A 7,266-nucleotide genomic window follows, 5' to 3' on the forward strand; every position below is an offset into this window, starting at 1 on the left:
CCGGCGTCGAGCTTGGAGATGTCGAGCAGGGTGTCCATCATCGCGCGCAGCGAGCGCAGCGAATTGTCGAGGTTGGCGACCAACTCGCCGCTTTCGCCGCCGCCCAGACGGCGCGACAGCGCGCTGACGAACAAGGTCATCGCATGCAACGGTTGGCGCAGGTCGTGGCTCGCCGCGGCGAGAAAGCGCGATTTGGAGCGGATCGCCTCCATCGCCTCGTCGCGCGCTCCCTGCAACTGCGCCTCGAAAGCGCGCTCGCGGGTGATGTCGAGCAGCAGCACGAAGCAGCCGAGGACGCGCTCGTTGTGGTCGCGGTCGGGATAGGCGAAGCCGCGCACGACATTGACCATGCCGCCGGCGAAGTCGGCGGGGGCCTCGAACTCGGCGTGGGCGCCGGCCAGCGCGCGCTCGATTCCCGGCCTGGCGGCGATGGCGAAATCCTGGTCGGCCTCGCCGAGCTTGCGGTTGAGGAAGGCGGACGCGGGCGCGCCGGTCCACGCCTCGACGGTGGCGTTGACGAAGTGACAAACCAGATCTACATCGTAATATGCGACAATCCCCGGCAGGCCATCGGCCATTATATTGAGCATCTGCGCGTCGCAGAGAAAGCGCGTCGTGCGCTCCATTCCGAGGCAGTGAAACGGAAGCTGGGGCTTGTTCATTGGCGGCGGCGTCCCGTCGGCGGTCCCGCATGAAAGCCCATATCTGCGCAGCAAGCCGGGGATTGACAAGGGCTTGGAACGGAATAGGCCTTTTGGCATAGGTCGCCGTTAGGGCATCTGGAGAATGGCGCCGCGCCTTGATTTCGGTCAAACGTCTGGCCGCGAAAACACAAAGGCGGAGTCAAAAATGAACGTCGCAGTCCGTCCCAGAGTTCAGGCCCTGCAAGCGGCGGGGGAGGGACTCAATCTTGCCGAGGCAACGACCTCGAGCTTCCCTTACAGCGAAGCGGTGATCGTGAGCTATGCGCCCGGGCAGGAGGTGGTCGGCGAAGGCGATCCGACTGACAATTACTTTCTCGTCGTCCGCGGCGTCTTTCGAGCGGTGAAAGTGACCCGCGACGGCCGCCGTCAGATTTTCGCCTTCTACATGCCCGGTGACATGTGCGGCCTTGAGCCCGACGACGCCCATGGCCTGACCATCGAGGCGGTCAACGCCGGCACCGTCGCGGCGCTGTCGCGCCAGGTCTGCAAGGCGCGGATGAGCCGCGACCCGCACTTCAACAACGCCGTGTTCGACAACGTCACCCGCGCGCTCGCCCACGCCGTCGACCACATGACGATGGTCGGGCGGAGTTCGGCGGAAGAGCGACTCGCCTGGTTCCTGTGGATGCTGAGCGGCCGCTCGCGCGGCCGGCGCGCCGCGTCGGTCGAACTCGCCATGCAGCGACAGGACATCGCCGACTATCTCGGTCTGACGATCGAAACCGTGAGCCGCACCTTCACCCACCTCAAGGCGCAGGGATTGGTGGCGTTGCCGACCACCCGCCGGGTCGACATTCTCCGCCCCGACCTGCTCGAGCGACTCGCTTCGGCCGATCGCGACGCGCCCATCCGCTCCGCCCGCGCCCTCTGCTGAGAGGGGCGGTTTTCGGCGCGGCCAGCTGGTCGCGCAAATGCTCTCAACGCGGCCGGTGGCCGCGTTTTTTTTGGCCGCGCGCCGCGACCGCGGCGCCGCTCTCCCTCGTCAGTTGGCGAACAACATCGGCGTGCGCGCCAGAGCCAGCGAGCCGCGCGTCGTGTCGCCGAGAATCCATTCCGTGGCGCGCAAATGGCCGTAGCCGCCCAGCACCAGCAGCGAAGCGCCGAAGTGGTCGGCCTCCTCCGCCAGCGTCGTCGCGACATCGCGGCCGCGGCTGTGGGCGCGACGCGATTCGACGGCGATCTCGTGGCGGCTGAGGTGGCGCGCGATCTCGGCGGTCGGGTCGAGCGAGCCGCCGTCGGCCGCGTCGTCGGGATCGACCGCGACGAAGCGGGTCAACCGCGTCTGCCGCAGGATCGGCAGCGCCTCGTGCAGCGCCCGGCTCGATTCGCGGCTGCCGTCCCAGGCCACCAGCGCGCGTTGCGGCAGGCCGCGGAAGGCGTAGGCGGCCGGCACGACCAGCAGTGGCCGGCCGGATTCGAACAGGCAACTGACGAACACCGCGCGCTCGAGATCGGAGCCGCCGTCGCGCGACCAGCCGAGCACGGTGAGGTCGGCGCAGCGCGCGTGACGGGCGCAAATCTGCCCGGCCTCCTGCTCGAAGGCGTCGACCCGCCTGAGTTCGTTGCGCGACGCCAGCTTGCCGTAGATCGCCTTGATGCGTCGCTCGGACTGTTCGGCCTCTTCGCTAGCTTGGCGCTGCGCGTGGATCCAGGCTTCGGGGACCCGCGCGTTCGCCGCCGACATTGGATAGAACGGCACCAGGCCGAACATCAGCCCGGTGAGATGCCCGCCGAAAGCGGAACACAGCATGTCGGCATAGACCAGCGCGTGCACCGCGGCGTCGCTCTCGTCCTGTGACACGAGCACGTCGCGGTAGCCCAAAATCGCGCAGTCTTTGGCAATCGTCGTTTCCACGGCCGCCATGGCCAGGATGCTCCCCGGGGTCCCTGCGGCGCACGCGACGACGAGAGACGCGCACGTCTTTGTTTCAACGCCAGGAAAGCTAGGCGCAGGGGAGCCGGGACCGTATGACATAGGTCAAGCCGTCAATTCGTCGCAGCTCGCCGCGCCAGAAATCCGCCGAACAGAAGGCGAAACGGCTCACTCATGCTGCGACACACCGTCACAGGGTCGACTTTGCACGGCGCTCGCCGCAGGGCGACCATCGGCGGAATTCCCTGCAATTCTGCATATGTGCGGGACGCCGCCGCGATGCTCCGTCGACGCTCGTCATTCTCGTGTCGGGGTAGACGCATCCGGGCGCCAAAGCTAAAGCGCGAGGGCAGCGGCCGTGCAGGACTCCGGCCGCGAGCTTGACCTGAATCAAGACGAGCGAAAGGCCTTCGCCCAGTGTCGGGGGAGGATTCGCCATTAGGGGCAGGGGGTTTCACATGCAGGCGGTCACGACGAGCAAGTCGATGCGCGGCGGCGAGGTCGGACTGATAGCGGTGCTCGCTGTCGTCGCCCTGCTTTGCCTCTACATCGCCGCCAAGACGATCGAACCGGCGTTCGCGTTTCATATGGCGCTTGGGGTGGTGGCCGCCGCGGCCGGCGTGTTCGCCATTTTCCAGCGCTACTCGGCGCGCCCCGCCGCGATGCCGCCGCTCGAGATCGACGGCAAGCCCAACTACAATTTCGGGCCGGTCAAGTTCTGCACCCTCGCCGCCCTGTTCTGGGGCGTCGCAGGCATGGCGGTGGGCATCTACATCGCCTTCGAGCTGGCCTATCCCTGGCTGAACCTCGCGCCGTGGTTCAACTTCGGCCGCCTGCGGCCGCTGCACACTTCGGCGGTCATCTTCGCCTTCGGCGGCAACGTCTTGCTGGCGACTTCGTTCTACGTCGTGCAACGCACCAGTCGCGCCCGTCTCGCCGGCGACTTGGCGCCGTGGTTCGTCGTCCTCGGCTATCAGATGTTCATCGTGCTGGCCGGCACCGGCTACCTGCTCGGCGTCACCGACGGCAAGGAATACGCAGAGCCTGAATGGTACGTCGATCTGTGGCTGACCGTCGTGTGGGTCACCTATTTGCTCGTGTACCTTGGGACGTTGATGCGGCGCAAAGAGCCCCATATCTACGTCGCCAACTGGTTCTTCCTCGCCTTCATCCTCACCATCGCGATGCTGCATCTCGGCAACAACGCCGCGATCCCGATTTCGCTCCTGTCGTCGAAGTCGGTGATCCTGTGGGGCGGCGTCCAGGACGCGATGTTCCAGTGGTGGTACGGCCACAATGCGGTCGGCTTCTTCCTCACCGCCGGCTTCCTGGCGATGATGTACTATTTCGTGCCGAAGCAAGCCCAACGCCCGATCTATTCGTATCGGCTGTCGATCATCCACTTCTGGGCGCTGATCTTCCTCTACATCTGGGCGGGTCCGCACCATCTCGAATACACGGCGCTGCCCGACTGGGCGCAGACGCTGGGCATGGTGTTCTCGGTGATGCTGTGGATGCCTTCGTGGGGCGGCATGATCAACGGCCTGATGACGCTGAACGGCGCCTGGGACAAGCTGCGCACCGATCCGATCCTGCGCCTGTTCGTCACCAGCCTGGCGTTCTACGGGATGAGCACGTTCGAAGGTCCGATGATGTCGGTCAAGTCGGTGAACTCGCTGTCGCACTACACCAACTGGACGATCGGCCACGTGCACTCGGGTGCGCTCGGCTGGAACGGCGAGGTCACCTTCGGGATGCTCTACTACCTGGTCCCGCGCCTGTGGGGCCGTGAGCGCCTCTACAGCATGCGCATGGTCAACTGGCACTTCTGGACCGCCACCATCGGCATCGTGTTCTATGCCGCGTCGATGTGGGTTGCCGGTGTCACCCAGGGCCTGATGTGGCGCGAATACGGCGCCGACGGCTATCTGGTGAACTCGTTCGCCGATGCCGTTGCCGCGATCCATCCGATGTACGTGCTGCGCTGCTTCGGCGGCCTGCTCTACCTGACGGGCGGCGTGTTCATGACCATCAACATCTGGCGGACCATCCTGGGCCACCAGCGCGACGAAGCGCCGATGTACGTACCGGCCTACGATCACGCTCGTGACCGGCCGCTGGTCAGCAACGCAGCCTGAGGGGGAACGCCAATGTCTACTGCAACACCCGGCGTTCTCACGCGCCACCAGAAGATCGAACGCAATGTCACGATCCTCGGCGTGCTCGCCTTCCTGGCGGTCATCGTCGGCGGCATCGTCGAGATCGCGCCGCTGTTCTGGATCGACAACACCATCGAGAAGGTGAAGGGCATGCGCCCCTACACCCCGCTCGAACAGGCCGGTCGCGACATCTTCATCCGTGAAGGCTGCTACTTGTGCCACAGCCAGATGATCCGTCCGTTCCGTGACGAGGTCGAACGCTATGGCCACTACAGCCTCGCCGCGGAATCGATGTACGACCATCCGTTCCAGTGGGGCTCGAAGCGGACCGGGCCGGACCTCGCCCGCGTCGGCGGCCGCTATTCGGACAGCTGGCACGTCCAGCACCTGACCGATCCGCGTTCGGTCGTGCCTGAATCGGTGATGCCGCCTTACGCCTTCCTGGCGCAGAACGACCTCAAGGCCGGCGACATGACCGCCGAGCTGACCGCGCTGTACCATGCCGGCGTTCCTTACTCGAAGGAGCAGATCGAGAAGGCGAACGACGACCTGAAGCTCCAGGCCGACGCCAACGGCGCCGCCGCCGAGCTGCAGAAGCGTTACCCGAAGGCGCAGGTCCGCGACTACGACGGTAACCCCGCGCGCCTGACCGAGATGGACGCGCTGATCGCCTATCTCCAGGTGCTGGGCACCATGGTCGATGTCGAGAGCGCGGCCGCGCAGGAGCAGCTCGCCAAGGAAGTGAAGGAGAAGGGCCGGTGATCGACGCCCTGACTTACGTCGCCGTGCGCGACTTCACCGCCACCTGGGGCTTGGTGCTGACCGTGGCGACTTTCGTGGTCCTTGTCGCCTGGCCGTTCCGGCCCGGCGCCAGGCGGATCAACGATGCGGCTGCCCGCATGATCTTCGAGGATGAGAACGATGGCCAATAAGCGCATCGACGAGCCCACCGGCACCGAGACCGTCGGCCATGAATGGGACGGGATCGAGGAACTCAACACGCCGCTGCCGCGCTGGTGGCTGCTGACCTTCTATGCCTGCATCCTGTTCGCGATCGGCTATGTCGTTGTCTATCCGGCGATCCCGCTGGCGGACCACGGCACCCGCGGGCTGTGGGGCTGGAGCAGCCGCGGCGACCTTGCCCGGGAAATGGACAAGGCGAGGGGCGAAAAGGCCGGGGTGAGGGCGGCGCTCGCCGCCACGCCGATCGAGGCGCTGCCCGGCAATCCGGAGCTGATGAAAGCGGCGGTGGCCGGCGGCAAGGCGGCGTTCCGCGTCAACTGCGTCCCCTGCCACGGCGCTGGCGCGGCGGGATCGAAGGGCTATCCGAACCTCAACGACGATGACTGGCTGTGGGGCGGCGATCTCGCCACCATCCAGACCACCATCACCCACGGCATCCGCCAGCCTGGCGACGATGCCACCCGCATGAGCCTGATGCCGAGCTTCGGCCACGACGGCATCCTGACCCCGGCGCAAGTCGACGATGTCGCGAGCTACGTCCGTTCGCTGTCGAAGCTCGAGCCGGCGGGCGCGGCGGCGCAGCGCGGCGCGGCGATCTTCGCGGCCAACTGCGTGGCGTGCCACGGGCCCGACGCCAAGGGCCAGCGCCAGTTCGGCGCGCCCAACCTGACCGACGCGATCTGGCTCTATGGCGGCGAGCATGCCGACGTCGTCGCCAGCGTCACCAATGCCCATGCCGGGGTGATGCCGGCGTGGGGGCAGAAGCTCGATCCGGTGACGATCAAGATGCTCGCCGCTTATGTCCACTCGCTGGGCGGTGGCGAGGCTTCGCCCGCCGCAGCGGCCGCCCCGGCGGCCCACTAACCAAGGGAAAGGGTCCGCTCCCCTTCGCCGGGGGGCGGGCTGGACAACGGCCATGAACGACCAGACCCCCCACGCGCTTTATGAAAAGCGCAAGTCCGTCTTTCCGCGCCAGGTCGACGGCAAGTTCCGCCGCATCAAGTGGCTGATCATGATCGTCGCGCTCGGCGTCTACTACGCCACGCCGTGGCTGCGCTGGAATCGTGGGCCTTATGCGCCCAACCAGGCGGTGCTGATCGACCTCGCCCACCGCCGATTCTACATGTTCGCGATCGAGATCTGGCCGCAGGAGTTCTACTTCGTCGCCGGTCTGCTGATCATGGCGGGGATCGGCCTGTTCCTGATCACCTCCGCGGTCGGCCGCGCCTGGTGCGGCTATGCCTGCCCGCAGACGGTGTGGACCGACCTGTTCCAGCACATCGACCGCTGGATCGACGGCGACCGCAATGCCCAGATCAAGCTCCAGGCGGCGCCATGGACCGCGGGCAAGATCGCGAAGCGGCTGTTCAAGTGGTACGTGTACCTGTCGATCGCGTTCATGACCGGCGGCGCGTGGATCTACTATTTCGCCGACGCGCCGACGCTGCACCACCAGTTCTGGACCGGGCACGCCGATCCGGTCGCCTATGCCACGGTCGGGGTGCTGACCTTCACCACGTTCTGGCTGGGCGGGTTCATGCGTGAGCAGGTGTGCATCTATATGTGC

The 7,266-nt window shown here is 66.3% G+C and carries 8 protein-coding genes; 6 read left to right on the forward strand and 2 right to left on the reverse strand.

Translation table 11 applies throughout. The annotated features are described in order from the left end of the window. A partial coding sequence (locus AC1P6P_RS09880; RefSeq protein WP_481402273.1) for a sensor histidine kinase occupies nucleotides 1–590 on the reverse strand: 590 nt, incomplete at its 3' end. Between the two features lie 259 nt (nucleotides 591–849). Here AC1P6P_RS09880 and AC1P6P_RS09885 point away from each other — a divergent pair. Next, on the forward strand, nucleotides 850–1,578 hold the full coding sequence (locus AC1P6P_RS09885; RefSeq protein WP_481402274.1) for a helix-turn-helix domain-containing protein: 729 nt from the start codon (nucleotides 850–852) through the stop codon (nucleotides 1,576–1,578). 108 nt (nucleotides 1,579–1,686) lie between these two features. Here AC1P6P_RS09885 and AC1P6P_RS09890 read toward each other — a convergent pair whose 3' ends face one another. Next, nucleotides 1,687–2,568: a universal stress protein gene (locus AC1P6P_RS09890; protein WP_481402275.1), complete on the reverse strand. Its 882-nt coding sequence runs from the start codon at nucleotides 2,566–2,568 to the stop codon at nucleotides 1,687–1,689. Nucleotides 2,569–3,035: 467 nt separating this feature from the next. Between AC1P6P_RS09890 and ccoN the strand changes: the two genes are divergently transcribed. The 5 genes from ccoN to AC1P6P_RS09915 all read left to right on the forward strand — a co-directional run. Further along, entirely contained in the window at nucleotides 3,036–4,715 is a 1,680-nt protein-coding gene (gene ccoN, locus AC1P6P_RS09895) for a cytochrome-c oxidase, cbb3-type subunit I (RefSeq protein ID WP_481402276.1), read from the forward strand. 12 nt (nucleotides 4,716–4,727) lie between these two features. Then, nucleotides 4,728–5,498 carry a cytochrome-c oxidase, cbb3-type subunit II gene (ccoO, locus tag AC1P6P_RS09900; protein WP_481402277.1) on the forward strand — a complete coding sequence of 257 codons (771 nt, stop codon included), beginning with the start codon at nucleotides 4,728–4,730 and terminating at the stop codon, nucleotides 5,496–5,498. Continuing rightward, a complete protein-coding gene (locus AC1P6P_RS09905) occupies nucleotides 5,495–5,668 on the forward strand; it encodes a cbb3-type cytochrome c oxidase subunit 3 (RefSeq protein ID WP_481402278.1) in 174 nt (57 codons plus the stop codon). The genes ccoO and AC1P6P_RS09905 overlap by 4 nt, the downstream gene beginning before the upstream one ends. Continuing rightward, nucleotides 5,649–6,563, forward strand: a complete 915-nt coding sequence (ccoP, locus tag AC1P6P_RS09910) for a cytochrome-c oxidase, cbb3-type subunit III (RefSeq protein ID WP_481402279.1) — start codon at nucleotides 5,649–5,651, stop codon at nucleotides 6,561–6,563. Before AC1P6P_RS09905 ends, ccoP begins: the two co-directional genes overlap by 20 nt. Before the next feature lie 52 nt (nucleotides 6,564–6,615). Then, on the forward strand, nucleotides 6,616–7,266 hold a 651-nt coding region (locus AC1P6P_RS09915), incomplete at its 3' end, for a 4Fe-4S binding protein (protein WP_481402280.1).

The organism is Rhizomicrobium sp. (assembly GCF_056722145.1).